The following is a 25,313-nucleotide window of genomic DNA, read 5'->3' as shown; positions in this document are numbered from 1 at the left end:
GTTAGGATGAAGATCACACATGAAAATCAGTACCGTACGGAACAGGGCGAACTGTTTCCCCACCCCGTCAGGGGCAGGTGCTGCGGGCTGCCGTGAACTATGTTAAGGAGGACAGAATGGAGCTGATACAGATTACTGAGGAAAATCTGGAAAGAGAACACATTTGCTGCGCAATTTCTAATAATAAGGACTGTCAGGTGAAGTCTAAAAAAGCCTGGCTGGCAGAACGGCTGGCAGAAGGCCTGGTATTTCTGAAGGGGAATGTCAGAGGAAAATGCTTTATTGAGTATATTCCGGCGGAGTATGCCTGGGCGCCGGTGACGGCGGCTGGGTATATGTATATTAACTGCTTTTGGGTATCAGGACAGTTAAAAGGCCAAGGGAATTCCAACCTTCTTCTGGATTCCTGTATCCGGGACAGCAGGGAGAAGGGAAAGCTGGGACTGGCAGTTCTGTCTTCACTCAAGAAAATGCCGTTTTTGTCGGACCCTGGATATCTGAAGCACAGAGGATTCCGGGTTGCGGATACGGCGGAGCCGTATTTTGAGCTCTTGTATCTGCCGTTTGGGGAAGATGCACCGGCGCCTTTATTCCGGGAACAGGCGAGGCGGCCGCAGACCCAGGGCTGTGGATTTGAGCTGTATTATACCTGCCAGTGTCCCTTTACTGCAAAATATGTGCCCCTGGTGCAGGAGGCAGCCCACGATATGGGAATTCCATTCCGGAGCATATTGCTTGACCGGTGCGAGGCGGCTCAGAATGCCCCGTGTGCAGCGACGTCGTATTCCATGTTTTATGACGGGAAATTTATTACCAACGAAATACTTTCAGTTAAGAAATTTCTGGCGCTGGCGGAAAAGCTGGCCGGCGGCTGAAGCAGCCGGGGAAAGGAGTGCGCGGATGAAGATAGACCGGCTGATTGGGATTCTGTCCATTCTGCTGCAGAGGGAGAGAGTGACGGCTCCCTATCTCGCGGAAAAATTTGAAGTGTCCCGCCGGACCATTAACAGGGACATAGAAGATCTGTCTAAGGCAGGGATACCCATTACAACCTTACAGGGTGCCAACGGCGGTATCTCCATTATGGAAGGTTACCGGATAGACCGGACGTTGCTGACCTCTTCTGAGATGCAGGCAATCCTGGCAGGACTCCGCAGTCTTGACAGCGTCAGCGGGACGAACCGGTATGCCCAGCTGATGGAAAAGCTGTCGGTGGGAGCCAGCGGACTGATGACGGGTGACCAGCATATCTTAATCGACCTGTCATCCTGGTATAAGGCTTCTCTTGCGCCAAAGATAGAGCTGATTCACAGAGCAATCGAACGGTCGGAAAGGGTTTCTTTTACCTATTGTTCACCCAGGGGGGAAAGTGGGCGTCAGCTGGAACCTTATGATCTGGTCTTCCAGTGGAGCAGCTGGTATGTCTGGGGCTGGTGCATGGACAGGCAGGAATTCCGTCTGTTCAAGCTGAACAGGATGACAGAGCTGAAAGCAGCGGGAGAAAAGTTTGAGAGGCGGGCCGCTCCGCTGCCGAAGCCGCCGCCTGTTGGGGTTTTTTCTGAGAATTATCAGGTCAGGGCATTGTTTGAACCGGAGTGTAAATGGCGTCTGGTGGAAGAGTTCGGGCCGGACAGCTTTGAAGTACAGGCGGACGGGAAGCTTCTGTTTTCCTTTGGATTTCATGACAGAGACGGGATTGTAAGCTGGATCCTGACCTTTGAGGATAAGGCAGAGCTGCTGGAACCGGCAGAGTTCCGCAGGGAGCTGCGCAGGATCGGAAAAAGGCTGAAGAAAAAATATGGAGGGAAAAACAATGGAGAAGTGGGATTATAAGAAGACAGATAAAGATCTTTATTTGCCGAAAAAAACACCTGCATTCCTCGAAGTGCCGGAAATGACCTTTATCCAGGCAGTAGGCCGTGGGAATCCAAACGTATGCCAGGAATATAAGGATGCACTGGAAATATTGTACGGGCTGTCTTATTCCATAAAAATGAGTAAGATGGACGGCAGCCAGCCGGAGGGCTATTATGAATATGTGGTGCCGCCGCTGGAAGGATTATGGTGGATGCGGGAGGAAGACGGCGTGGATTTTACCAGAAAGGATGGATTTTACTGGATTTCTATGATCCGTCAGCCAGAATTCGTGACAGAGGCCGTGTTTGAAGAAGCGAAGCAAAAGCTGCTAAAAAAGAAACCAGAGCTCAATTTTGACCGCACAAGGCTTGTCAGGTGGACAGAAGGACTTTGCTGCCAGGTCATGCATACCGGACCCTATGACGATGAACCGGCCACTCTGTCAAGGCTGGAGCAGTTTATTGCGGAGAATGGCTGCGTGCCAGATTATACGGAGTCCCGGAAGCACCATGAAATATACCTGGGTGATCCCAGAAGGACAGCGCCGGAACGTCTGAGAACGGTTCTGCGCCTTCCGGTGAAAAAAGTCTGCAAATAAAAAGTCAAAAGGAGGTACTGGAGATGTATGAGTCAAGATGTGGCATTTGCTGTGATGAATGTGAGAGAAAAGAAGAAGTACACTGCACGGGCTGTGTTACGATGGAAAAAACTTTTTGGGGAGGGGACTGCGGTGTGAAGAGCTGCTGTGAATCCAGGCGGCTGAATCATTGCGGGGAATGTGAGGAGTTTCCCTGTACCATGGAAGCGACGATGGGAGCCGATATGGGTTTTGATCCGGCTCCGAGGCTGGAGCATTGCAGAAAATGGGCAGGGGAAAAGCCCTGCCCGCAATAAACTGCCGGATGAAAGTGTTTAGCCCAGCAGGGGAATTCCGTTGCCGGCGCCGATCCGGTCGGCTCCGGCCTCCAGAAGGGCCTGGGCGTCCTCCGGCGTGCGGATTCCTCCGCTGGCTTTTACCAGAGCTTTCCCGGCTACGGTCTTTTTCATCAGGGAAACATCTTCTGTTGTAGCGCCTCCTGTAGAAAAACCAGTAGATGTTTTTACAAAGGCGGCGCCGGCGGCCACGGAGGCCTCACAGGCTTTTGCCTTTTCTTCATCTGTCAGAAGACAGGTTTCGAGTATTACTTTTACGGCAGCCGGTTTGGATGCGTCCACAACCGCAGCGATATCTCTTTGTACCAGATCCCAATTGTGATCCTTGACGGCGCCTATATTGATGACCATATCGATTTCGGAGGCGCCTTCTTTTACCGCGCATTCTGCCTCAAAGGCTTTTGCGGCAGTTGACATGGCGCCCAGTGGAAATCCGACCACACTGCAGGTCTTTACTTCGGAACCGGCCAGTTCTGACACCACAAGCGGTACCTGGCAGCTATTCACACATACGGAAGCGAATCCGTATTGAAGGGCCTCGCGGCAGTAGCGCCGGATGGTGTCTGAGGTGGCGTCTGGCTTTAACATGGTATGATCTATTTTGGGGGCGATATTCATATGAAAGTTCTCCTTTTTAATAATGAATGTTTGCTGACGTTATGATTTACGGGTGCTGTACCAGCAGCTCCCTCAATTCTTCATGTACGCTGCCATTCGTAGCGAGAATGGAAGACGGTGCAGAGCAGTCTGGCGGATTGCCGGAGAAATCGGTAACCCTGCCGCCGGCTTCTTCAATCAGCAGCAGGCCTGCCGCATAATCCCAGGGAGACAGATATATTTCATAAAAACCATCTGTACGCCCGCAGGCGACGTAAGCCAGATCCAGCGCGGCAGAGCCGAGCCGGCGGATATCCTGGCAACGCAGAAAAATCTCCTTTGCCCTGCGGAAGTTCCAATCTGCGTAATCATGAATGTAGGGCGAGGTTCCGACAGATACCAGGCTATCGGATAATGAGGCGCAAGAGCTGACAGTGACAGGCTGTCCATTCAGGGATGAGCCGCAGCCCTTCAGGGCGGAGAATAATTCGTCGGTGTAAGGATTGTAGATGATGCCGGCGATTATCGTGTGATTTTCTGCCAGCGCCAGGGAAACGGAGCTTTGGCGAAAGCGGTGGATCAGATTGGTAGTTCCGTCCACAGGGTCCAGAATCCAGACCAGTCCGCTGAAATCTATGTTGCTGTTGTCTTTTTCCTCTCCCATGAACTGGATATCCGGGCGGAACGCCGCCAGTTCGGAGAGCAGGAAGGATTGTACCTGATAATCAACGTCGGTGACAAAATCTGCCTGGCCTTTTTGATGTACGGAGGAGAGCAGTTCAGTGTTTTCAAAAAGGGGTCTGGTTTTGCGGACGATATCCGCCAGCCGGTCCAGCTGCGTCTGGCTGAAGTTCTGCATACGATACCTTCTTTCTGTGTATAAAAAGAATCCTGCCCGGCAGAATTCTCCGCCTGCAGCTTGTTAACAGATCCGTATTCATACCCGCAGGGCACCCCGCAATACATGCCCTATCGGGCGGGGGCATGAGTTACGGGATACTCTGGAGTTATTATATCTGGGATGGTCTACAAAGGCAAGACAGTTTATTGATAACCCAGAGCCGGAAGCACGTTCATCGGCCGGTCCAGTATGACCAGGTCAGCCCTATAATCCAGCCTGTTCTCTTCTTCATGGATGATGACCAGCTTACTGCCTGAAAAGTATTTGATATAATTGGCATACAGCTCTGAATCTATTGTTGTCTCCAGCAAAAGTAGCACATCGGCTTTTTCGATCTCGCGGGTGGTGCGTGTCATCAGATGGCTGTCTATCATTTCGCCGAAAAACAACAGCTCCGGCCGTATGGTGGTTCCGCAGCTCCGGCAGTGGGGGACACCCTTGGTGTTCAGGATTTCCTCACGGGTATACTTCTGTTTGCAGTGAGGACAGATGAAGTAATTTAGGGTCCCGTGCAGGTGTATGACATTTTTGCAGCCTGCTTTCTGTTCCAGGTCATAAATGTTGCCGGTGATAATGCTCTGAAGCCTGCCGGCGCGCTCCATGGCAGCCAAAGCGTAGGCGGAGGGACCTGGGAGAGAAGGGACAGAAAGGATTTCTTCCCGAAAAAATTTATAAAACTGTGAGGTACGGTTGGTGAAATAGATATTAGTAAACATCCGTTCCGGTGAAAAACCGTATTTTGATTCGAGTTTAAAGGCCAGATCCTGAGATTTCAGACTGTAAATCCCACATTCCTCCAACATGCGGGAGCCGCTGATGGCTACGGTATAGCTGCTGTCCTCAATGATCTGTTTTAGATAGAAAATCTGGTTTGCTGACATGAAAACACCCCCGTTTCAATACTGAGTGAAACAGCATAAGCTGTTCACCGTCCCGCAAAAAGTATGGTTTTGTTATATTCCAGAGCATGCTTTGCAGTACAGCATAGACTGTTCCCCGGCTGCGGGATTTGTATACAGTTCAGACTGTATACGCACAGCGAACCATCGCTTTGATTTTCAGCATTGGATGCAGACAGGGTATACAGGCAACTGTAATGGATTTGTGTTAGTATTATTATAATATAAAAACGATAAATAGTATAGGAAATTTGTGGAATTTTACCATAAAAATCAAACAGCGTGAATGTTTTGAAGGGTGTGGGAAATAATAAAAATATTCTTGTTTTCTGCTTGAAAATAGGAAAGTTCTGGTATATAATGATTATAGTAACAATTACTAATATTATTTAAAGACAGAAAGGACCTACAACTATGAAAAAATATGAATGCGAACCCTGCGGTTATATCTACGATCCTGAGCTTGGAGATCTTGATGGAGGTATTGAGCCCGGTACGCCGTTTGAAGAGATACCTGATGACTGGATTTGCCCTGTCTGCGGTGTGGGAAAAGAAGAATTCAGGCCTGTAGATTAGTCAGGATCAGGGAGCCTTGATGCATTAGGAGGGCGCGGATGTTACAGCGCCGCGCCATTGGAGGAATAATATGAAGACATTGCAGTTAAGAGAGGGATTTTATTGGACGGGCATTGTGGATGCCGAACTGAGAGTGTTTGATATCATCATGTATACGGAATTTGGCACCACATATAATTCTTATGTCCTGAAAGCCGGAGATAAAGTGATTCTGTTTGAAACGGCTAAGGAAAAGTTTTTTGATGAATACCTGGAAAAATTAAAAGAAGTGATCGACGTATCGAAGATTGATTATCTGATCGTCAATCATACGGAGCCGGATCACGCAGGCAGCGTAGAGCACCTGCTGGACTGCAGTCCGCAGATGAAGATCGTTGCGACAGGCTGTGCCATCAGCTTTTTAAAGCAGATTATAAATAGGGATTTCTGCTCGATTCCGGTAAAGGATAACCAGGAAATGAAGATTGGGGATAAGACCTTCCGTTTTCTGATCGTGCCGAACCTTCACTGGCCGGACACTATGTATACTTATATTGAGGAAGAACAGATTCTGGTAACCTGTGATTCATTTGGGTCCCATTATGGATTTGAAGACGTCCTGGCTAGTAAGGTAACTGATATGGACGGCTACCTGCGCGCTACAAAATACTATTATGACTGTATTATCGGGCCATTCAAGCCTTATATGCGAAAGGCGCTGGACAGGGTGAAGAAAATGGATGTCTCCATGATATGCCCGGGGCATGGGCCTGTGCTGGATCAGACCCAGAAGATTGACTATATCATGAACCTCTATGAAGAGTGGAGTACGGTGGTCAATCCAAATCAGAAAAAAACCGTTATTATGCCGTATGTCAGCGCTTATGGTTATACAGGCAGCTTGGCAGAACGCATTGCGGAAGGAATCCGCGACAGTGGGGATGTGGACGTGCGTCTCTATGACCTGGTGGAGGCAGATCAGGCGAAGGTGTTGGATGAACTTCTGTTTGCGGACGGCATATTGTTTGGAACACCTACAATCGTGGGCGAGGCGTTGAAACCAATCTGGGATCTGACCACATCTATTTTTGCCGGCACCCATGGCGGCAAGCTGGCCAGCGCATTTGGAAGCTATGGCTGGAGCGGTGAAGGAGTCCCTCACATCATGGAACGGCTGAAACAGCTAAAAATGAAAACAATGGAGCCTTTCCGCGTGCGTTTCAAGCCCAGTGAAGTGGAACTGACAGAAGCCTACGAATATGGATATAATTTTGGCTGTACCCTTCTGGATAAAGAAAACCCGAAAAAATCCACAGGGCCGAGAAAGCTGGTTAAGTGCCTGGTGTGCGGTGCTATTTTCGATGCTTCTCTGGAAATATGTCCTGTCTGCGGGGTGGGGAAGGAAAACTTTGTTGAGGTTGAAGATACTTCAACGGATTACCGGAATGATACAGAGCAGTTCTATCTGATCCTGGGAAATGGCGCTGCCGGACTGCATGCGGCGAAGGCTATCCGGGAGCGGGATAAGACTGGTTCTATCGTGATGGTGTCTAATGAACCTTACCCTTCCTATAACAGGCCGATGCTGACGAAATCGATTCTGGCCGAATTGTCGGCTGACCAGATCGCCATGGAGGACCCGTCCTGGTATGAAGAAAATAAGATCTATCAGGTGCTTGGAAAAACCGTGACCGCGATTCACGTACAGGAAAAGGAAGCTGAGCTGAACGACGGCATGCGGTTGAAATATGATAAATTAATATACGCTCTGGGCTCCGAATGCTTCATCCCGCCCATTGAAGGATGGGAAAAACCAGAGGTAATAGCGATCCGGCGCATGGACGATGTGATAAAAATAGAGAAGCTATTGCCGGCCGTAAAACAGGCGGTTGTGATCGGCGGCGGGGTACTGGGCCTGGAGGCGGCGTGGGAACTTAAAAAGTCCGGCTGTGACGTGACAGTTCTTGAATTAGCACCCCAGCTCATGGGAAGACAGCTAGATGAAGAAGCAGGAAAACTGTTAAAGACGATCAGTGAAAGCTGCGGAATATCCATTCACACCGGAGTAACTATTGCGTCCGTTGAGGGAAACTCCCATGTGACCGGCGTCCGCCTGGCAGACGGCACCGTATATCCTGCCGGCCTGGTCATCGTATCCGCCGGTGTGAGAGCCAGTACAAAGATTGCGGCAGAAGCCGGAATCGCCACAGACCGCGCTGTTGTAGTAAATGAAAGAATGGAAACCAGCCTGCCGGACATCTACGCCTGCGGGGACTGCGCCCAGTATGAAGGAATCAATTATGCGATCTGGCCGGAGGCCTCTGAACAGGGAACGGTAGCCGGGGCAAATGCCGCCGGAGAAAAGCTGACTTACGAAACCGTACCCGCAGCGCTGACCTTCAACGGAATGAACACCTCCCTGTACGCCATAGGAGACAACGGCAAAAAACCGGATCTTCTGTACCGTCAGGTAGAATTCAAAGACATGGGCAAAAAACAATATGAAAAATACTATTTCTTCAACAACAGATTGTGCGGAGCAATCCTGATTGGAGATACATCGCGGATAGGAGAAATCACAGAGGCGATGGAAAAGAAAAAAACATTCCACGAGATGTTTAAGTAATTGCTTCCAAATGGTCGGTGAGGGGGAGGCGGTTTGGATACCCGGACGAAAGGGTGGGAGGAGGCGGGGCGGAACAGGGGCGGAGCCCCGCCTCCTCCCACCCTTTCTGGTGATCTAAAACGCTTCGCCCAGGTTCTCCGAAAGTGTCATCGGTATGGTTACAGACAGTAATCACTGGCTGATTGTGGCCTGGTGGCGCCAGTATTTCTTTATTGCATATCAAAATCTACCGTCTGAAACCATCGGGGTTCCCCCTCTGGCGAGGGCCATTGTACCGTCTGGAACAGCCAGAAAAGCAGCGGGAGATCTCCAGGGGCTGCGGCCTGCTGGGCAGACCTCTGCAGGGTTGTTAGTAGTTCTTGCATTCCGGCGGCTTCTCGCAGGAGGGCGAAAATTGTGCTTCAAGCACAATTTTCGAGGGGTACGGAGCTCAGAAAACATCGGTTTTCTGGGCGACTTACCCCGGTCCCTCCGGAGAGGAGCCGTCGGAATGCTTAGAACTACTTCAACCCGAAGCCCAGTCTGTCCGGCAGGCCGCAGCCCCTGGAGGTCTCCCGCTGCTTTTCGTCCGGGTATCCACACTCCCTCACCCAAAACCCCAATTTATGATATGTCTCTGCGTAAGCTGAGCATTCTGAATGACATCATCAGGTAGAAAAGCATGTCTTCGTCTTCAAAGTCTATACTGATGAGTTCTTTGATTCTGTCCAGGCGGTAGAGGAAGGTGCTGCGGTGGATGAAGAGACGGCGGGAGGCCTGGACGGCGTTGAGGTGGGTTTCCAGGTATATTTTCAGGGTTTCACAGTATTCGGAGTGGTGCCTGATGTCGTAGGCTTTCAGGGTAAGCAGTTTCTGGGAACAGACCATGTGGGTCGGCAGTTCTCTGGTGCAGCTTTCCATCAGATAATAGAGGGAGATGTCCTCGAACCGATGTACCCATCGGTAGTTCTGGTATTTACTTCCGATGTCGAGGGCGATCTTGGACTGCTGATAGCAATAGAGCAGATCCATGGTTCCCTTGACTGGGTTGCTGACGCCTGTTTTCAGGAAGCTGTCGCGGAGGAAGAGGACGGTGTTGTTCAGCAGCTGGTCGACAGAACCGTCGTAGCGGGTCAGGTTGATGAAGATGACCAGGTCATCTTCATAGCGGAATGCGCAGGAGCCGGGAACAATTTCTTCAAAATGGTGGCACAAGTATTTGCTGGTCAGGTTTTGCTGGTCCAGGGAGGCTATTTTCAGATTCATACAGCAGTAGGTATGGGCGGAGGTCCATCCGAATTCTGAGAGATGGCTGTCGATTATGGAATAATCTGTTTCTTTTCCGCTGATAATATCACTGAGCAGGTGTTCCAGAGAATATCCTTCACCGATATTTTCCATGTCTGAGTGAACCAGAATCAGTTGTACGTAGCCAGCCAGGTGCGCCAGAAGGGGAGCCAGTTCTTCGGTTATCTCCCCCAGAGCTTCTACCAGAATCAGCCGGTGGGAGAATATCCTGTGCTGGAAAAGATTGATGCATAGCTCGCGGGAGCCGGAAAGATATTCTGGCAGGAAAAAGGGCTCTTTATAATTTCTGGCTTCGTTGTAATATGGATCGAGTTTACTGGTGGTCAGGGTATCGAAGGAATAATTGGGATCGATCAGGTGGGTCAGGCCGGGGTTTTCGTCTATGATGCTGGAATAGGAGAGCATGAAAAAATCAGCCGCCCGCAGGAGCAGCGGGTTCTGAAAGATGGGGAAGCTGATATCCAGCAGGTTTTGTATATTTCCTTCGTTCTTTATAAGCTCTTTCAGAGAGTTATCCCAGCTGTCATATTTGTCAAAAAGGCTTTGCAGCTGGTTGAATAATTCAGGTAAGCTGCACAGATCCGGTAATTCAAACAATTTGTTGGAAGCAGAGTGATAGCCGGAGGCAGCGCGGGGTGAAAGCAGGACCAGTATATCGTCAGGAAGTGGTTCGCTTAGCAGATGGTCCGGGATCGATTCACAGATGCAGACGTGGCCTCCGGGCCAGTGATCCTGATTGGTCAGAAAGACCGGGCGGCCCAGGTTCAGGGTATTGGGCAGATTCTTTCTGTATTGCAAAGCATATGATTGCTTTAAAAAATTTATAATTAATCTCACACTTAAGTTCATAGGTGATCCTCCGATCTTCATACACATTGTAGGAAAAAGGGATGGAAATGTCAATAGTTTTGCGGATTCTGGCAGAACTATTTTTTTGTTATAATATAGTCAATGTATTTTTGATAAATAAAACCGGAGGTAACTGAAATATGATTATTATTGGTGAGAAAATTAATGGTTCCATCCCTTCTGTAGCGGAAGCAATAGCAAACAGGGATGCAGATCTCATTAAGCAGCGTGCCATCGCACAGGCAGAAGCGAATGCAACCTTTATCGATTGCTGCGCATCTGTGCCGGAGGCAGAAGAGGTTGAGACCCTGAAATGGATGATTGACTGCATTCAGGAAGTGACCGATCTTCCGATCAGTGTAGACAGCCCCAGCCCCGACGTATTGATGGAGGCATATAAATTCTGTAAACGTCCCGGTCTGATTAACTCCGTATCCATGGAGGGCGACAAGGTAGACAAAATTTTCCCGGTTATCGCGGACAGCGATTGGCAGGTGGTTGCACTCTGCAGCGATGATACAGGTATCCCGAAGACAGCTGCAGACCGTCTGAGAGTATTTAACAACATCATGGCCAAAGCAAAAGAGTACGGTATCAAGCCCAGCCGTCTGCATATCGATCCGCTGGTAGAGATGCTCTGCACCTCCGAGGATGGCATTGCGATGAATGAAGAAGTAATCGGAACGATCCGGAGCCAGTATCCGGACATTCATATTACGGCCGCAGTCAGCAATATTTCCTTTAACCTGCCGGTTCGTAAGCTGCTGAACATGAGCTTCACTGTTCTGGCCATGAAAGCCGGACTTGACAGCGCCATCCTAGATCCGACCAACCGTGATCTGCTGGGAATTATCCTGGCTACGGAAGCGATGCTGGGTCTGGATGATTTCTGTATGGAGTATATCGAAGCATACAGAGACGGGCTGTTTGGACCGAAGAAATGATTCCGGTCATAATACATGCTTAATATGATCTTCGGCGGAAAGAAGATTATATTATATATTCAATAATTAAAACATATAAAATGGAGGAAAAAGGTTATGTCAAAGATTGATGAAGTTGCTGCATTAGTTGAAAAAGGTAAAGCAAAACAGATCGGTGCTGCTGTACAGGCTGCTCTGGATGACGGATGTGATCCCGCAGAGATCCTGAACAAAGGTATGATCGACGCTATGGGCGTTGTTGGCGAGAAGTTCAAAAACAACGAAATCTTCGTTCCGGAGATGCTGGTAGCTGCAAAAGCTATGAAGGTTGGCGTTGAGGTTCTGAAACCCCATCTTTCCAGTGGTTCCACAGGAGCTCTTGGTAAAGTTATCATCGCAACTGTTGCAGGCGACCTGCATGATATCGGTAAGAACCTGGTAGCTATGATGATCGAGTCTGCTGGATTTGAAGTAATCGACCTGGGTGTTGATGTTCCGATCGACAAGATTATCGCTGCTGTTAACGAGAATCCGGATTGCAAGATTGTTGCTCTGTCCGCTCTGCTGACAACTACTATGCCGTCTCTGCGTGATACTGTAGCTGCTCTGAACGGAGCTCCGTTCCGCAGCAACATCAAGATCATGGTAGGCGGTGCCCCGATCACCCAGGCATTTGCTGATGAAATCGGTGCAGACGGATATTCAGAGGATGCAGCATCTGCAGCAACTCTGGCTAAATCCTTAGCATAATTAAAAGATCAAGAATTCGCACCCCGTGCTGCAGAGTCTGCGCGGGGTGTTTCTATTACACGGGAAAGTTCTCTGAAAGAGGTAAACCATCTATGAAAAAAACATATACTGTTACCTTTCTGCCCCAAAATCTCGTACTGGAAGTAGAAGAGGGGACGACACTTCTGGCAGCCGAGCAAATGGCTGGATTAGAACCTGATGCACCCTGCGGCGGTAAAGGGAATTGTGGAAAATGTAAAGTGAATATAGTGGCAGGTGTTAAGACGGGCGTTGTTCTGGCCTGCCAGACGCCAGTGACCTGTGATATGAAGGTAGATACCATGTATCAGGAGAAGATTCAGAAAATCCTGACAGACGGTTTTTCAAGAAATATTGAGGTCGCTCCCGGAGTGAGCCGTCCGGAAGGGGGACAGGACCTGCCTTTTTATCTGATGGCCTTTGATATCGGGACTACGACGATTGTCGGTTATCTGCTGGATGGGCGTACAGGGGCGGAAAAGGGAATTGCCAGCATGATGAACCCTCAGCATCAGTTTGGTGCAGATGTTATTTCGCGTTCCAATTATGTGCTTGAGCATGGAGGGCGGGAAATGCAGGAGGTTGTGCAGAAGGCCCTGAACCAGCTGATCGGCCAGGCTTGTGCCGAGGCCGGGGTTCGCCGTGAGGACATCCTGCAGGTTTCCATAGTGGGCAATACCTGTATGCATCATCTGTTCCTGGGGATTTCTCCGGATTCACTGGTTCATGCACCGTATCTTCCTGCTGTAAAGGATGGAATGATCCTGGATGCCGCGGAGAATGGCATCCGTATCGCGGATGGGGGAAAGCTGGTGATGTTGCCAAATATTGCGGGTTTTGTGGGAGCTGATACGGTGGGCTGCATGCTTTCAGTAGCATTTGACCAGTTGAAGCCGATGACGCTTATGATAGACATTGGGACCAATGGTGAGCTCGTGATGGGCAATAGAGATCATATGGTGACTACTTCAACGGCGGCAGGCCCTGCTTTTGAGGGCGCCAAGATAGAGTGCGGCATGCGTGGCTCTAAAGGGGCAATCAGCCATATAACGGTGGAGGATCATGAGCTGAAGCTGGAAGTGATAGAGGATGTCAGACCCATAGGGATCTGTGGTTCTGGCTTGATCGATATACTGGCGTTTATGATCCGTTACGGATTTATAGATAATTATGGAAGCCTTTGCGAGGAAGAAGATCTGGAAGATGAATTTGCCAAGAGCCAGGCCTACAGGCTGAAAGAAAAGGATGGAAAGCCCGTATTTGTACTGGTTCCTGCGGAGGAATCTGCCAATGGAACTGATATTTATATCAGCCAGAAGGATATCCGTGAGGTGCAGCTGGCCAAAGGCGCCATTGCGGCAGGTATTCAGATTATGGCAGCGAAGCTTTCGATCCGCCCGGAAGAGATTGAGCAGGTCTATCTGGCAGGGGCGTTCGGCAACTATATGGACGCTGAGAATGCCTGCGAAATCGGCTTAATTCCCTATGAGCTCCGAGAACGAATTATCCCGATTGGCAATGCGGCCGGTGAGGGCGCGAAGCTGGCTGTTGTGAACAGGGGAGAGTACGAGTATGCCTGTGAAATGGCCAAAAAGGCTGAATTCATAGAGCTGGCGACAGAAAGTTGTTTCCAGGATACCTTTGTGGATGAATTAGAGTTTGCACGAGCCGTAGAAAGGTGATAAGATAGTACTGGAAATAATACCAGGAGGCCATCTTATGCCTTACGATGAAATTCAGAGAGCAGTGATCGAGGGAAAGCCCCGCCTGGCTGCGAAGCTGGTTCAGAAAGCTCTGGACAGCGGTGAAAAAGCTACAGATTTATTAGATAATGGACTTCTGAAGGCGATGCGCCGGATGGGGATCAATTTTCAGGATGATGACAGTGATATAGCGAGAGTTCTGGCCTGTGCCAGAGCGATGAAGGCAGGTCTGGAACAGCTGGAGCCTCTTCTTGAGGACGGCCGTTTTGGCAATAATGGGAAAGCAATTGTAGGAACTGCCGGAGGTGATTTGCACGATGTAGGTAAGAATATTGTTGCGATCATGTTTCGGGGTTCCGGTTTTGAAGTGGTGGATCTGGGGGTGGATGTATCTGCCCAGCGGTTTGTGCAGGCGGTGCAGGATCACCCGGATGTGAAGATTGTCTGTGTTTCTTCCCTGCTGACCACATCCCTTCCGGAAATGCGGCATATTGTCCAGTGCCTGAATGAGATGGAGAACAGAAGCCAGTTTCATGTCATGGTGGGCGGAGGCCCTGTTACGGGGGAATTTGCCCGTCAGATAGGGGCAGATGCTTATACGGAAAATGCAGTCGATGCTGCGGAAATCGCGAGAACCTTTGTTTAATGTAAAGATTGTCAATACTGGGATACCCTGTGGCGCAGAGAGCTGTTCCCAGGCTCAGCAGGAGACAGGAAGCATGGTATGATCAGGAGTATACATAACTGATACACAGCGGTCTTATGAGAATGGCCGCTGTGTATCAGTTTTTTGTTTGCAGGTTTGATTTGTTTATTCGATATTCCGGACGAAGACTGTGAGCAGTTTCGCTGCCCGTTCGATGCCGAAGGTAGTGCTGTTAATGCAGAGATCATAATTATGTGGATCACCCCAGGTGCGGTCTGTGTAATAGTTATAATATGACCGGCGCTGTTTATCCATTTTCTTCACCAGGGCAACGGCGTCTTTCTCACTCAGCTGATGGCGCTTCATCTCACGGCTCACACGGTCATCGAAGGGCGCCGTGATAAAAATGCTCAGATGGGGAACCCCGGTCTGCTCAAGCACATAGTCCCCGCATCGTCCTACAATCACGCAGGAGCCTTTGTTGGCGGTTTCATAAATCCACTCGCTCTGAAGCTGATATACAATGTCGTTGGCGGAAAGGCCGCGGAAGCGGATCTCTGAAACATTGTACTGGGGAGTATTCAGCAGAGGATTGGCCTTGGCTTCGTCGGCCTTCTCCAGTATGGAACGTTTCAGGCCGATATCTTCTGCGGCATCTATTAATTTGCGGTCATAATAAGGAATATTCAGATTGGCTGCCAGGCGTTTGCCGATATCGTGGCCGCCGCTTCCATATTCCCGTGCGATACATATGATCATAGTTTAGCCCCCTTTCGTACTCTGCTTTCATTATAACAAGAACTGACCGGAATGTCATTCAAAACTTCCGGCCGGCCCTGAGGAACCATGTAAGCTGTTTCGCGGCATTACTGGGAAGCGGAGACACCCAGCTGCTGCCGCAGGATATCGAAGGGCATGGGTCCGAGCTCTAATACCTGCTCGTGAAATTTTTTCAGTGAAAAGTGATCGCCCTCTTTTTGACGGACTGCCTCCCTGATATCCAGGAAATTCAGATATCCATAGTAATACTTCAGGTAATTTGCCGGTGTTTCAATAATGTACTCGTATATTTTAGAAACGGTGGCCGTATCAGAAATGCCAAACTGTTTTAGAAAAGCATAGGTTTCAGCCATCGTCCAGCCATCGTGATGGATGCCAATGTCCAGCAGGGAGTAGAGGCACAGGTTAATAGAGCGGTTCAGCCACAGGAGACGTGTCAGTGAGGGATTGCCGCTGGCATAGGAATAAGCGTAGGATTCTACATAAGTGGCCCAGCCTTCCACGTAACCGCTGGGGACGTAGAGATAACGGACCAGCTGGGGATTCGTCCGGGCGAAATAGACAGTCTGGTACAGGTGGCCGGGGAAGCCTTCATGTGCCAGGGTGGTGAACAGTTCGATCCCTTCCATGGAGGAAGCCTGGTTAATATAGATTGCGTTTGGGCTGGAGGTGTCGGCAGGCGGTGTCAGATAGAAGGCGGGGCTCAGATAATCCTCCAGGGATTCATCCACATACTTTATTTCATAGTCCGTTTGTGCCAGGGCCGGAAAGTCAGTCTGTATACATTCCTGGAGGGTTTCCAGTATTTCAGCCGGCGTCTGGGAGCTTGAGGAGATGCTGTCTGAGGTCAGAAGAGAGGGATCTGAGGATAAAATGCTTTGCATTTCCTCGGAGTCAGATAAGAGCTGCCGGATCATGCGCTGGCGGATGGTGTCGACGGAATCTGATGTACCTACCTGTGAACGGAGCAGGTAGAGGTAGTATTCCTGGCCGCCTCTTAGTCCTGCCAGCCCCCGGTCGTTTATGCCGGTTCCTTTGAGCTCTGCCAGGCCGTCGATCAGAGACTGATAGGCTGGGATGATACAGGATGAGATGAGCTTTGTATGTAACTGGAGAAGGGAGGAATGCTCTTCTTCGCTGAGTCCCTGGAAACTATCCAGCTTCTGGCGGAATACGGACTCCAGGCAGATCTGATCGGGATTTTCTATGAATGAGGCGCATTGAGCGATTACGCCATCGGCAGCCGCATCATTCATGAAATACCCATTTTTTGATTTTTCCCGTTCAAAGTCCAAGATTTGGGAAAAATATTCAGGGACCTCTTTTAGGAGAGCCATGTAGTCCAGAATATCCTGTTTCGTGCGGAAGGTGTATTCACATAGAAGAATGGGAAGCTGTGCCTGTACCCCCAGGGAGGGGCTCAGGTATTCCTGGAGCAGATCCAGGCCTTTGGCTGATTCCTGGGTTTTCAGCTCCTGGACGATGATCTGGTAGATCAGTTGGTTCTCATCATTGAGCTTGGATGTATCAATAGAAGAGAGAAATTCCTTCTGTTCGGCAAGAGCTGTTTCCGCAGCTTGCAGATTGGAATCAGAGGCTGCTGCCGAACCCAGGGAGATGGGATATTCTTCTATTCCGTTTGCCGCCGGGTCAGCGAGAGTGTAATGCAGGTTCATGGTAGTCGAGGTGATTTCACTGGTAAAAAGTTCTTTCGTGTATGCCTCGAAACGGCGGTCCTCAGCGGTATCGCCGGTCAGAAACCTGACCAGCAGGAACAGGGCGCCTAATAGTATAAAAGCCAGCGGTATAGGGAACAGATATTTACGAGATGGGAGTTTTTTCATAGCAGCACCAGAGTTTATTCTTTCTTCACAGTTTATGAGGTTACGGGATTGGAAAGTACCCTGATTTATGTTAAAATCAGGTTGGATATAAGAAACTGAACAGTTATCATATTTTATAGAGAGGATAAAGTTCTATGAAAAAATATATCGGGCTCCTTGTGCTGGCCGGGGCTGTGCTCATGGCTGGCTGCCGTGAAAAAGAAGAGATTCCGCTGACTCTGAGCACCACTTCCCTGGAGGATGGGGAACCCAAGGATTCCCTGGAGGACGTGGAGCTGCCGGGGGAGGAGATTCCAGAATATGCCGTGGATCTGCCGGAGGACCTGAGCAGCTTTACCATTGCAATCTGGGGTGAGAATTATCAGCTGCCCATGGAATGGCAGGCATTTGAAGACATGGGATGGGATTATCAGGGGGATGGAGAGCTGACTGTCGATTCAGAGTCCTATCTTCAGGGCGAAATTTTTGAACAGAGTGGGAATTCCCTGACTGTAGACATTATGAATCCCAGGACTACCGCTCAGCCGGTGTCCGACTGCTATATTGCCGGTTTACAGATTGATTCTTCAGCGTCGGAGGGGGCTGGCATCTATGTGGATTTGCCGGGAGGGATTACCTTACAGAAATCCACACTGGAAGAGGCGGTAAAAGCCTACGGAGAGCCGGTGGACCGGTTTGAGGGGGAAAAAGAGGTACTGCTGACTTACGAATATGGAATGTACCGGTCAGTCCAGCTGGGATTTGCGAAGGATACAGGCATCCTGGCACGGATGGATATGAAGAACATGAGGAATACGGAAGGAATGGATGTAGCCAGTGTCAGCAGCAATCCTACGGAAGAAGTGCAGAATTATACAGCCCCTGAAGGGCAGGGGGATGTATTGGGAGACTTTGTTGTAGAATATGACGGCCAGTTTTATCAGCTTCCGGCCCCGGTTGCTGTATTTGAAAAAAATGGCTGGGTGCTCAATGAAGCAGAATCTGATTATGCTGTGATGTATGGCAAATATGGCTGTGTCACCCTGGAGAAAAACGGAGTTAAGCTTTATGCGGTAGTAAATAATTATGGAGAAGAGGCTACCACAGTTTCCAATTGTTTTGTGACAACACTGTATGGAGATTTGGACACGACAAAGGTGCCGATTGTCATAGCCGGGGGAATCACTCTTGGCATGCCGGAGGATGATTTTCTCGCGTTGGCGGGCGATGACGAGTGGGAGAAAAAGGAAGATGAGGAGACTCATCTGGTTACTTATACTTGTTACCTGAATGAATCCCGGGTTGATTATACAGAGGTCACCGTAGACGGATTACTGCATCTGGTCCGCGGCATCAAGGTAGTGAATAATGAGGATGTGGAATTGGCGGGAGAAACAGACAGCGAAACTGGAAATATTTCTTAAGGAGGAAGTAAAATGGAAGAAATCTATGATCTGATTATCATAGGGAGCGGTCCCGCCGGTCTGAGTGCGGCAATATACGCCCAGCGCGCGAAGCTGACTACTCTGGTGATTGAGGCCAGCTACGTGAGCGGCGGCCAGGTGGTGAATACTTATGAAGTGGATAATTATCCCGGGCTTCCGGGGATCAGTGGAATGGACCTGGGAACAACGCTGCGGGGCCATGCAGATCAGATGGGAAGCGAATTTGTCAGGGAAAAGGTTTTGGACCTGGAACTGGAGGGAGAGATTAAGACCGTTCGCACGAAAAAAAACCTATATCAGGCGAGAACACTGATCCTGGCTACCGGTGCCGGCCACAGAAAGCTTCAGGTTCCGGGAGAAGATGAATTCGGAGGCATGGGCGTGTCCTACTGTGCCACCTGCGACGGAGCTTTCTTTAAAGATAAAGTGGCCGCCGTAGTAGGCGGCGGAGATGTGGCTGTAGAGGATGCGATCTTCCTGGCGAGAGGCTGCAAGAAGGTATATCTGATCCATCGCCGTGACAGCCTGCGTTCTGCAAGAATCCTCCAGGAGCGCCTGATGGCTCTGCCGAACGTAGAGATTATCTGGGACAGCGTTGTGAGGTCAATTGAAGGAGTGGAACAGGTGGAAGCCCTGCAGTTGGAGAACGTTAAGACAGGCGCGAAAGAAAAGCTGCCTGTAGACGGGTGCTTTATAGCCGTCGGAATTCTGCCCAATAACGCCCTCGTACAGGGAAAGCTGGAGCTGGATGAAGGCGGCTATATAAAGGCTGCTGAAGACGGTGTGACGAGCGTACCGGGCGTATTCGCTGCAGGGGACGTCAGGACGAAGCAGCTTAGACAGATTGTAACGGCTGCGTCAGATGGGGCAAACTGTGTGACATCAGCTCAGAATTATCTGCTGACTCAGAACATATAAATTGTGTTAAATTGTATAAAAAATTTTAATTTCGTGAAACTGCACAAATGCCGTCGAAAAATGTAATAAAATGGAAAATCCAATCAATGTGGATAGCGAAAAGTTATCCACATTGAAAAATCGCAGAAACAGGGCAAAAGTAAAGTTATACACGAAGTTATCCACATTATCCACCGGAATTAGAGTGAAAAATACTACTTTACATAAAGAAAAAGCGGAACGGACGTTTTGGTAACATGTCCCAAATCGTATTTCTGTGGAAAAAAACCGGGAAAAAACCTTGACAAAAAGAATGTCAAATTATTGGAAAAGGTGGCGGAAAACGGGCTGGAATTGTAAAGTTAAATTTGAAATTGTCAGAAAGTATACGATAGAGTTGTATATAGGGAGGGTGAAGGGCGGGAGCTTGCCGATTCCGGCAAATTTCAAGTGTTTATTAGCAGAGGAATTCTATTTTTAATGATGGACGTAAGCAATAATTAAAAAGTCTGGCAGAGTATGGGACGGGCCCTCTTTTCTTCAGGCTAAAGCTGTCTGTAGAAGAGTTTAAGGCTCGGCACTGTACCCTGCCAGGCTGTATTTATTGATTCTGCTGCATTCTTTTTATCACTTTCAGCCTTGTAAATTCCTCACGTTCCTTTTCCTCCAGTGCCTCCGAGATATCCTTTGACAGCTGTTTATAATGAGGGATCGTAATGTTTTTCAAGGCATTGGCCCGTTTCTGTGTCTTTTTGATCGCGATTGCCAGACGGTAAGCAGAGTTTTCTACCATGGACAGTTCAATGGATAATTCCTTTACCTTCGTAAAAGCGATCCTGGCTTTATCCATGGATTCTCTTGTGGTGTAGAAAGCATAGGTAGGAGCAGTACCGGACTGGTCGGCCTCGGCCAGAGGGATTTCCACTCCCATGATGCTGCGGGTCTTGATCCGTATGGATGTTTCCACTGGCACCGTGTAGGAGATGGTCTGTACATAGCTGATGCCGTTGTCCATATTGGCTTTTTGCAGGGCGGAATAGGCTTCTCGGAACGTGCGGTCGATCTGAGACTGTATTTCTTTGGCTTTGTCGATCAGATCCATCATCTCCCGGATCAGAATATTCCGCTTTTTATCCATCAGGTCGTAGCCCATGTTGGCGAGAGCAAGGGAATTCTTTGCCAGTATCAGATTGCCCTTGGTAGGAAATGTATTCGGATCCATAAAATTCCCCCTTTCACTTAGCGGTTCATAGCTTCTGCTTCTGCCTTTGCCTCCGCGATTGCGTCGTGTTCTGTGGGCTGATAATACTGATCCAGAACCTTCGTATCGATACGGTCCAGTTCTTCCTTCGGAAGGAGTCCCAGGAGCTTCCAGCCGATATCCAGTGTTTCTTCTATGGTACGGTTTTCGTCGGCGCCCTGGCCGATAAAACATTTCTCAAATTGTGTGCCAAATATCAGATATTTTTTATCCAGCGGTGAAAGCTCATCTTCACCGATGACGGATGCCAGCGCCCTGGCGTCGCCCACTTTGGCGTAGCAGGAAAAAAGCTGGTTCGCTACATCCTGGTGATCTGCGCGGGTATAGCCTTCGCCTATGCCGTCCTTCATCAGACGGGACAGGGAGGGCAGCACGGAAATGGGCGGATAAATTGACTGGCCGTGTAGCTGACGGTCCAGTACGATCTGGCCCTCGGTGATGTAGCCGGTCAGGTCAGGGATTGGGTGGGTAATATCGTCATTGGGCATGGTCAGGATCGGGATCTGGGTCACAGATCCCTCGCCTCCGCGGACAATGCCGGCCCGTTCATACAGAGACGCCAGCTCACTGTACAGGTAGCCGGGGTAGCCCTTACGGGATGGAATTTCACCCTTTGAAGAGGAAACCTCACGCATAGCCTCACAGAAGGAAGTGATATCCGTCAGTATGACCAGAATATGCATGCCCTTTTCAAAGGCCAGATATTCAGCGGCCGTCAGGGCTACCTTCGGCGTAATCAGACGTTCGACTACCGGGTCGTTGGCCAGGTTCAGGAACATGACCACGTGGTCAGAGACTCCGCTTTCCTCAAAGGTCTTGCGGAAGAAATCAGCCACGTCATATTTAACGCCCATGGCGGCGAAAACGATTGCAAATTTTTCATCAGTATCGCCGCCAAGAGATGCCTGCTGAACGATCTGGGCTGCCAGATTGTCGTGAGGCAGTCCGTTTCCGGAAAAGATCGGAAGCTTCTGTCCCCGGATCAGAGTGGTCAGTCCGTCAATGGCGGATATACCGGTTCTGATGTAGTTACGGGGATACTTCCGGGTTACCGGGTTCAGAGGCAGACCGTTCACATTTATTTTCGTGTCGGAGGTGATCGGACCCAGCCCGTCGATAGGCTGGCCGATGCCGTCAAAGGTACGGCCCAGGATATCCTCCGAAAGTGCGATTTCCATGGGATGGCCGGTCAGATGGGTGCGGGTGTTTTTCAGGGACATGTTTTCTGTACCTTCAAATACCTGGATCAGGGCTTTATCCTCATAAGCTGCAATGATCCGCCCCAGTTTTTTAGTGCCGTTTTCAATGGTGAATTCCACCATTTCTTCATAGGCAACATTTTCTACGCCCTCAAGAACAACGAGAGGGCCGTTAATTTCGCTCAAGCCTAAATATTCAATAGACATTGCTGGTTCCCTCCTTTATGCGTTCTTTTCCAGCACTTCATCGTAAAACTTGTCAATTGCTTTTTTATAGTCGGCAAACTGTTCGGGTTTGTCATTGGGAACATCATATTTTATAGAAATCACCCGGTCAAAGATGTCGCTTTCCTTCAGTACGGACATGGGGTGTCCCATGGTGACCAGGGCTTTTGATTTCTTGTAGAGGTAAAGGATGGTTTCCATCATCTGGAACTGTTTAATTAAGGGCACGCAGGTGTCATCCTTATGGAAGGCGTTCTGCTGCAGGAATCCCAGGCGGATTACCCGGGCGATTTCCAGCACCAGCTTCTGGTCGTCGGGAAGTACGTCTCCTCCGATCAGCTTGACGATCTCCATCAGAGAGCTTTCCTGATTCAGAAGCCCCATAATTTGGTTCCGGTCGTCTACAAAGTTTTTGTTCACGTGGTCCTTATACCAGGGAGACAGGTCTCCGAGATACTCGCTGTAACTGGTCAGCCAATGGATGGCCGGGAAATGGCGGGCGTAGGCCAGCGATTTGTCCAGGCCCCAGAAGCAGCGGACATAACGCTTGGTATTCATGGTGACGGGCTCTGAAAAGTCGCCGCCCTGAGGGGATACGGCCCCGATGATGGATACGCTGCCCTCAGTGCCGTTTAGGTTCTGCATCATCCCGGCGCGTTCATAGAATGCTGACAGCCTGGAAGCCAGATAAGCGGGATAGCCTTCCTCGGCGGGCATCTCCTCCAGACGTCCGGAAAGCTCTCGGAGAGCTTCGGCCCAACGGGAGGTGGAATCAGCCATAATTGCCACGTCATAGCCCATATCACGGTAGTATTCGGCCAGAGTCAGCCCGGTGTAAATGGAAGCCTCACGGGCGGCTACAGGCATATTAGACGTATTCGCGATCAGCGCGGTACGGTCCATCAGCAGGTTGCCGGAACGTGGATCCACCAGCTCAGAGAATTCCTCCAATACCTGTGTCATTTCGTTGCCGCGTTCTCCGCAGCCAATATAGATAATGATATCCGCGTTAGACCACTTAGCGATCTGATGCTGAGTCATGGTTTTACCGGTCCCGAAACCGCCGGGAATGGCAGCAGTGCCGCCCTTGGCGATAGGAAACATGGTATCCAGGATACGCTGTCCGGTGATCAGAGGCTCTGAGGCAGGATACCTCTTGGCCGTTGGCCTTGGAATACGGATCGGCCATTTCTGACACAGGGAAATTTCCTGTTCGGTCCCGTCATGAAGCTCCAGTCTGACAATTGGGTCTAGAATGGTGTAATCCCCGTCGGGGGCTACCCAGGTGACGGTTGCCTGATGTACAGCCGGGGGTACCATTGATTTGTGGATGATACTCTGAGTCTCAGGAGTCTCGGCAATGATTGTTCCGCCCATGACTGTATCACCTGGGGCCACTTTCATGGTAACAGGCCATTTTTTCTGGGTGTCCAGAGAATCAACATTGACTCCCCGCGTGATGTACTTACCGGATTGCTTTGCAATTTCGGAAAGAGGACGTTCAATTCCGTCAAAAATATTATTCAAAATACCGGGGCCCAGAAGGACGGATATGGCGTCTCCGGTTGCTTCCACCATGGCGCCGGGTCTCAGGCCGGTAGTTTCTTCAAAAACCTGAATGGTGGTGGTGTCTCTTGTCAGTCCGATGACTTCTCCCACCAGATGTTCTTCGCCTACATAGACCATCTCGGACATCTTAAAGCCCGTGTTGCCCTTCAGATAGACGACAGGTCCATTGATTCCGTAGATAATTCCTGTTTTTTTCTCACTCATGTACGTGTCCTCCCTCGAATATGAAAGAATCACGTTCCTCCTGCAGCATGGCGGCAAAGGAATTATCAATCAGTATATGTTTTTCCGGGATAACTGCCCGGAGGCCGCCCATGAATTTTTCAGGATAGATCTGGATGGGTACGCCGGCTTTCCGGGAAATCGTATCTGAGAGAGCGCTGTCTGATGCGTCCAGATAAAATTCAATAGCGCTGCTCTGGGCAAAATCCGAAGCCGCCTTAATTTTCTGACAGAGATAGGTCTCATATTCGGGGGTCTTCTTAAATGCCAGGAGCTTTTCTTCTACTTCAGCAAACAGTTTATTCTTCAATTCCATGTTCTTCAGGGAAAGCGTCCGTTTGATCTGGAGCTGTTCCGTTGAGAGAGTTTTGTTATTCTCACGCTTCAGCTTTTCCTTTTCAGCTGCCAGCTCTGCGGCGGCCTGACGTTTCTTCGTCTCCTGATGCTCTGAAAACAGCTGGTCCAGAGCGGCCTGATGTTCGTTAATCAGACGTTCTGCCTCATTGTGGGCGCTCTCTATGGAATGGTTATAAAAATTTTCTAACTTTTCTTCAGTTGTCAAATCCTTCACCTACCTTACAGTTTCAGTCCGATTGCTTCATTTACATAGGATGTGATAAAATCTGCTTTCCGCCCGGTACCGTGACGGTCCGGAATCTCAATGATGAGGGGAAGCTTATGGTTCAGCTTGACATCGTCTATGATATCCGGGAATTCACGCCCGAATTTCTCAGTCAGCAGAATGATGCCAATGCTTTTATCGGCCAATGTTGTCTCCAGGGCCTGCCGGAGTTCGTCACGCTCGTGAACGACAACGCCCTCGACGCCGGCAAGCCTCATACCAGTCTGTGTATCCACATTGTCACTGATTAAGTACATTTTCATGGCGCTGCCTCCAGGTGATCAAAGTTTACCGATAATCATGAAGGAAATGATCAGGCCGTATAATGCGATACCTTCGGCCATGGCTACGAAGATCAGGGATTTACCGAAGATAGAACCGTCTTCGCTGATCGCGCCCAGTGCCGCGCTGGCGGAGCTGGCAACGCCGATGCCGGAGCCAATGCCTGAAAGGCCGGTAGCCAGAGCGGCTCCGATGAAGCCCATTCCTGCGCCTGTGCTCATGCCGTCGGTGGCCGCCGATACAGAGGAAGCTCCCGCCAGGGTTACGACCGCGGCGACCATTAGTATTCCGAAAAATGCAAGACAGTTAATGCCAAGTGTTTTTTTGTAACGTTTCTTGTTATGATCCCCAAGAAAATAATAGCTAAACGGGATGATGATGCTTAATACCAGAGCTGCCGCTGTAAGAATCTGAATGAATGTTGTCATAATGATAATCCTCCTT

General features: G+C 49.6%; 24 protein-coding genes. 12 read left to right on the top strand and 12 right to left on the bottom strand.

All coding sequences use genetic code 11. The features are described from left to right. The first annotated feature begins 116 nt into the window (after positions 1 to 116). Genes H9Q79_RS12915 through H9Q79_RS12900 form a run of 4 tightly spaced genes read left to right on the top strand, consistent with a single transcriptional unit; the run spans position 117 to position 2,751 of the window. A complete protein-coding gene (locus tag H9Q79_RS12915) occupies positions 117 to 875 on the top strand; it encodes a YoaP domain-containing protein (RefSeq protein WP_249328464.1) in 759 nt (252 codons plus the stop codon). A 25-nt stretch (positions 876 to 900) separates the two neighbouring features. Continuing rightward, the gene (locus H9Q79_RS12910; protein WP_249328463.1) at positions 901 to 1,833 is read left to right on the top strand and encodes a helix-turn-helix transcriptional regulator; all 933 of its coding nucleotides are present in this window, start codon (positions 901 to 903) and stop codon (positions 1,831 to 1,833) included. After that, positions 1,814 to 2,455, top strand: a complete 642-nt coding sequence (locus H9Q79_RS12905; RefSeq protein WP_118645480.1) for a GyrI-like domain-containing protein — start codon at positions 1,814 to 1,816, stop codon at positions 2,453 to 2,455. The genes H9Q79_RS12910 and H9Q79_RS12905 overlap by 20 nt, the downstream gene beginning before the upstream one ends. A gap of 23 nt (positions 2,456 to 2,478) precedes the next feature. Beyond that, positions 2,479 to 2,751, top strand: coding sequence for a DUF3795 domain-containing protein (locus H9Q79_RS12900; RefSeq protein ID WP_118645478.1), 273 nt, complete (start codon positions 2,479 to 2,481; stop codon positions 2,749 to 2,751). Between the two features lie 18 nt (positions 2,752 to 2,769). Here the strand turns inward: H9Q79_RS12900 and deoC are convergent, their stop codons facing one another. The 3 genes from deoC to H9Q79_RS12885 form a co-directional block, all read right to left on the bottom strand. Then, positions 2,770 to 3,408, bottom strand: a complete 639-nt coding sequence (gene deoC / locus H9Q79_RS12895; protein ID WP_118645476.1) for a deoxyribose-phosphate aldolase — start codon at positions 3,406 to 3,408, stop codon at positions 2,770 to 2,772. Between the two features lie 46 nt (positions 3,409 to 3,454). Then, positions 3,455 to 4,246 carry an inositol monophosphatase family protein gene (locus tag H9Q79_RS12890; protein ID WP_249328462.1) on the bottom strand — a complete coding sequence of 264 codons (792 nt, stop codon included), beginning with the start codon at positions 4,244 to 4,246 and terminating at the stop codon, positions 3,455 to 3,457. A gap of 185 nt (positions 4,247 to 4,431) precedes the next feature. After that, positions 4,432 to 5,169, bottom strand: a complete 738-nt coding sequence (locus tag H9Q79_RS12885) for a Sir2 family NAD-dependent protein deacetylase (RefSeq protein WP_249328461.1) — start codon at positions 5,167 to 5,169, stop codon at positions 4,432 to 4,434. Positions 5,170 to 5,601: 432 nt separating this feature from the next. On the opposite strand from H9Q79_RS12885, the gene rd reads away from it, so the two are divergent. Both rd and H9Q79_RS12875 read left to right on the top strand, forming a co-directional pair. Next, entirely contained in the window at positions 5,602 to 5,763 is a 162-nt protein-coding gene (rd, locus tag H9Q79_RS12880; protein ID WP_249328460.1) for a rubredoxin, read from the top strand. Between the two features lie 70 nt (positions 5,764 to 5,833). Continuing rightward, the gene (locus tag H9Q79_RS12875; RefSeq protein WP_249328459.1) at positions 5,834 to 8,368 is read left to right on the top strand and encodes an FAD-dependent oxidoreductase; all 2,535 of its coding nucleotides are present in this window, start codon (positions 5,834 to 5,836) and stop codon (positions 8,366 to 8,368) included. Between the two features lie 603 nt (positions 8,369 to 8,971). Here the strand turns inward: H9Q79_RS12875 and H9Q79_RS12870 are convergent. After that, entirely contained in the window at positions 8,972 to 10,504 is a 1,533-nt protein-coding gene (locus H9Q79_RS12870) for a PucR family transcriptional regulator (protein ID WP_249328458.1), read from the bottom strand. A gap of 140 nt (positions 10,505 to 10,644) precedes the next feature. Between H9Q79_RS12870 and H9Q79_RS12865 the strand changes: the two genes are divergently transcribed. From H9Q79_RS12865 to H9Q79_RS12850, 4 genes are all read left to right on the top strand, one after another. Then, positions 10,645 to 11,448, top strand: a complete 804-nt coding sequence (locus tag H9Q79_RS12865; RefSeq protein ID WP_249328457.1) for a methyltetrahydrofolate cobalamin methyltransferase — start codon at positions 10,645 to 10,647, stop codon at positions 11,446 to 11,448. A 96-nt stretch (positions 11,449 to 11,544) separates the two neighbouring features. Further along, on the top strand, positions 11,545 to 12,177 hold the full coding sequence (locus H9Q79_RS12860) for a cobalamin B12-binding domain-containing protein (RefSeq protein ID WP_118648093.1): 633 nt from the start codon (positions 11,545 to 11,547) through the stop codon (positions 12,175 to 12,177). Between the two features lie 92 nt (positions 12,178 to 12,269). After that, a complete protein-coding gene (locus tag H9Q79_RS12855; protein ID WP_118648091.1) occupies positions 12,270 to 13,877 on the top strand; it encodes an ASKHA domain-containing protein in 1,608 nt (535 codons plus the stop codon). Between the two features lie 37 nt (positions 13,878 to 13,914). Then, positions 13,915 to 14,544 carry a cobalamin B12-binding domain-containing protein gene (locus H9Q79_RS12850; protein WP_118648089.1) on the top strand — a complete coding sequence of 210 codons (630 nt, stop codon included), beginning with the start codon at positions 13,915 to 13,917 and terminating at the stop codon, positions 14,542 to 14,544. A gap of 165 nt (positions 14,545 to 14,709) precedes the next feature. Here H9Q79_RS12850 and H9Q79_RS12845 read toward each other — a convergent pair whose 3' ends face one another. Together H9Q79_RS12845 and H9Q79_RS12840 are read right to left on the bottom strand one after the other, a co-directional pair. Then, positions 14,710 to 15,303, bottom strand: a complete 594-nt coding sequence (locus H9Q79_RS12845) for a cytidylate kinase-like family protein (RefSeq protein ID WP_118648087.1) — start codon at positions 15,301 to 15,303, stop codon at positions 14,710 to 14,712. 107 nt (positions 15,304 to 15,410) lie between these two features. Then, positions 15,411 to 17,168 (bottom strand): DUF885 domain-containing protein, encoded by a 1,758-nt coding sequence (locus H9Q79_RS12840; RefSeq protein ID WP_118648085.1) that lies wholly within the window; start codon positions 17,166 to 17,168, stop codon positions 15,411 to 15,413. 134 nt (positions 17,169 to 17,302) lie between these two features. On the opposite strand from H9Q79_RS12840, the gene H9Q79_RS12835 reads away from it, so the two are divergent. After that, positions 17,303 to 18,571, top strand: coding sequence for a hypothetical protein (locus tag H9Q79_RS12835; RefSeq protein WP_249328456.1), 1,269 nt, complete (start codon positions 17,303 to 17,305; stop codon positions 18,569 to 18,571). Positions 18,572 to 18,583: 12 nt separating this feature from the next. After that, positions 18,584 to 19,510 carry a thioredoxin-disulfide reductase gene (gene trxB / locus H9Q79_RS12830; RefSeq protein ID WP_118648081.1) on the top strand — a complete coding sequence of 309 codons (927 nt, stop codon included), beginning with the start codon at positions 18,584 to 18,586 and terminating at the stop codon, positions 19,508 to 19,510. Positions 19,511 to 20,090: 580 nt separating this feature from the next. Here the strand turns inward: trxB and H9Q79_RS12825 are convergent. The 6 genes from H9Q79_RS12825 to H9Q79_RS12800 are packed head-to-tail and all read right to left on the bottom strand — an operon-like array spanning position 20,091 to position 25,297. Beyond that, positions 20,091 to 20,711: a V-type ATP synthase subunit D gene (locus H9Q79_RS12825; RefSeq protein ID WP_249328455.1), complete on the bottom strand. Its 621-nt coding sequence runs from the start codon at positions 20,709 to 20,711 to the stop codon at positions 20,091 to 20,093. A gap of 17 nt (positions 20,712 to 20,728) precedes the next feature. Continuing rightward, positions 20,729 to 22,156, bottom strand: coding sequence for a V-type ATP synthase subunit B (locus H9Q79_RS12820; protein WP_118648079.1), 1,428 nt, complete (start codon positions 22,154 to 22,156; stop codon positions 20,729 to 20,731). 15 nt (positions 22,157 to 22,171) lie between these two features. Then, a complete protein-coding gene (locus tag H9Q79_RS12815) occupies positions 22,172 to 23,947 on the bottom strand; it encodes a V-type ATP synthase subunit A (protein ID WP_118648077.1) in 1,776 nt (591 codons plus the stop codon). Next, complete coding sequence (locus tag H9Q79_RS12810) at positions 23,940 to 24,527, bottom strand: V-type ATP synthase subunit E (protein WP_147371508.1); 588 nt, start codon at positions 24,525 to 24,527, stop codon at positions 23,940 to 23,942. The genes H9Q79_RS12815 and H9Q79_RS12810 overlap by 8 nt, the downstream gene beginning before the upstream one ends. A gap of 14 nt (positions 24,528 to 24,541) precedes the next feature. Then, on the bottom strand, positions 24,542 to 24,850 hold the full coding sequence (locus H9Q79_RS12805; RefSeq protein ID WP_118648073.1) for a V-type ATP synthase subunit F: 309 nt from the start codon (positions 24,848 to 24,850) through the stop codon (positions 24,542 to 24,544). An 18-nt stretch (positions 24,851 to 24,868) separates the two neighbouring features. Continuing rightward, positions 24,869 to 25,297 carry an ATP synthase subunit C gene (locus H9Q79_RS12800; protein ID WP_118648071.1) on the bottom strand — a complete coding sequence of 143 codons (429 nt, stop codon included), beginning with the start codon at positions 25,295 to 25,297 and terminating at the stop codon, positions 24,869 to 24,871. Between the last annotated feature and the right edge of the window lie 16 nt (positions 25,298 to 25,313).

It is taken from the genome of Wansuia hejianensis (assembly GCF_014337215.1).
GTDB lineage: Bacteria > Bacillota > Clostridia > Lachnospirales > Lachnospiraceae > Scatomonas > Scatomonas hejianensis.
The sequence above is the reverse complement of the archived record's forward strand: the minus strand, read 5'-3'. Positions and strand labels throughout refer to the sequence as shown.

Coding starts and splice junctions, on each gene's coding strand:
- H9Q79_RS12915 (WP_249328464.1), top strand. CDS start 117: ATGGAGCTGATACAGATTACTGAGGAAAATCTGGAAAGAGAACACATT.
- H9Q79_RS12910 (WP_249328463.1), top strand. CDS start 901: ATGAAGATAGACCGGCTGATTGGGATTCTGTCCATTCTGCTGCAGAGG.
- H9Q79_RS12905 (WP_118645480.1), top strand. CDS start 1,814: ATGGAGAAGTGGGATTATAAGAAGACAGATAAAGATCTTTATTTGCCG.
- H9Q79_RS12900 (WP_118645478.1), top strand. CDS start 2,479: ATGTATGAGTCAAGATGTGGCATTTGCTGTGATGAATGTGAGAGAAAA.
- deoC (WP_118645476.1), bottom strand. CDS start 3,408: ATGAATATCGCCCCCAAAATAGATCATACCATGTTAAAGCCAGACGCC.
- H9Q79_RS12890 (WP_249328462.1), bottom strand. CDS start 4,246: ATGCAGAACTTCAGCCAGACGCAGCTGGACCGGCTGGCGGATATCGTC.
- H9Q79_RS12885 (WP_249328461.1), bottom strand. CDS start 5,169: ATGTCAGCAAACCAGATTTTCTATCTAAAACAGATCATTGAGGACAGC.
- rd (WP_249328460.1), top strand. CDS start 5,602: ATGAAAAAATATGAATGCGAACCCTGCGGTTATATCTACGATCCTGAG.
- H9Q79_RS12875 (WP_249328459.1), top strand. CDS start 5,834: ATGAAGACATTGCAGTTAAGAGAGGGATTTTATTGGACGGGCATTGTG.
- H9Q79_RS12870 (WP_249328458.1), bottom strand. CDS start 10,504: ATGAACTTAAGTGTGAGATTAATTATAAATTTTTTAAAGCAATCATAT.
- H9Q79_RS12865 (WP_249328457.1), top strand. CDS start 10,645: ATGATTATTATTGGTGAGAAAATTAATGGTTCCATCCCTTCTGTAGCG.
- H9Q79_RS12860 (WP_118648093.1), top strand. CDS start 11,545: ATGTCAAAGATTGATGAAGTTGCTGCATTAGTTGAAAAAGGTAAAGCA.
- H9Q79_RS12855 (WP_118648091.1), top strand. CDS start 12,270: ATGAAAAAAACATATACTGTTACCTTTCTGCCCCAAAATCTCGTACTG.
- H9Q79_RS12850 (WP_118648089.1), top strand. CDS start 13,915: ATGCCTTACGATGAAATTCAGAGAGCAGTGATCGAGGGAAAGCCCCGC.
- H9Q79_RS12845 (WP_118648087.1), bottom strand. CDS start 15,303: ATGATCATATGTATCGCACGGGAATATGGAAGCGGCGGCCACGATATC.
- H9Q79_RS12840 (WP_118648085.1), bottom strand. CDS start 17,168: ATGAAAAAACTCCCATCTCGTAAATATCTGTTCCCTATACCGCTGGCT.
- H9Q79_RS12835 (WP_249328456.1), top strand. CDS start 17,303: ATGAAAAAATATATCGGGCTCCTTGTGCTGGCCGGGGCTGTGCTCATG.
- trxB (WP_118648081.1), top strand. CDS start 18,584: ATGGAAGAAATCTATGATCTGATTATCATAGGGAGCGGTCCCGCCGGT.
- H9Q79_RS12825 (WP_249328455.1), bottom strand. CDS start 20,711: ATGGATCCGAATACATTTCCTACCAAGGGCAATCTGATACTGGCAAAG.
- H9Q79_RS12820 (WP_118648079.1), bottom strand. CDS start 22,156: ATGTCTATTGAATATTTAGGCTTGAGCGAAATTAACGGCCCTCTCGTT.
- H9Q79_RS12815 (WP_118648077.1), bottom strand. CDS start 23,947: ATGAGTGAGAAAAAAACAGGAATTATCTACGGAATCAATGGACCTGTC.
- H9Q79_RS12805 (WP_118648073.1), bottom strand. CDS start 24,850: ATGAAAATGTACTTAATCAGTGACAATGTGGATACACAGACTGGTATG.
- H9Q79_RS12800 (WP_118648071.1), bottom strand. CDS start 25,297: ATGACAACATTCATTCAGATTCTTACAGCGGCAGCTCTGGTATTAAGC.